1 protein-coding gene is annotated in these 367 nt (G+C 70.8%); it reads right to left on the bottom strand.

The window, feature by feature from the left end; genetic code table 11:
• A partial coding sequence (locus H928_RS29260) for a TolC family protein (RefSeq protein ID WP_043341501.1) occupies positions 1 to 367 on the bottom strand: 367 nt, incomplete at both ends.

The following is a 367-nucleotide window of genomic DNA, read 5'->3' as shown; positions in this document are numbered from 1 at the left end:
CCACTTGAACAGGTCGCCCAGGTCGGGCGATGCAAAGCCGCCATTGCCGGTCAGGGTGATGGCCGGGAACCAGGCCGCTTGCGCCACGCCCACGCGGGCCTGGGCCGCCAGCACGCTGGCTTGCGCGGCAGACACATCGGGCCGGCGGGCCAGCACGGTGCCGGGTACGCCTGCGGGAATCACCGGCAGACGCACCTCGCCCTGGGCAGCGGGCAGCACAAATCCGGTGGCCACCTCGCCGACCAGCACCGCCAGCGCATTGCTGAGCGTGGCTTGCTGGCGTTGCAAGGCCAGCGCCTCCGATTCGGTCGCTGACACCTCGCTTTGCATACGCACCACTTCCAGCTCGGCGGCGTCGCCCGCGTCA

It is taken from the genome of Comamonas sp. B-9 (assembly GCF_000410635.1).
Lineage (GTDB): Bacteria > Pseudomonadota > Gammaproteobacteria > Burkholderiales > Burkholderiaceae_C > Comamonas.
Note: the sequence above shows the minus strand (reverse complement) of the source record. Positions and strands in the feature narration are given on the sequence as shown.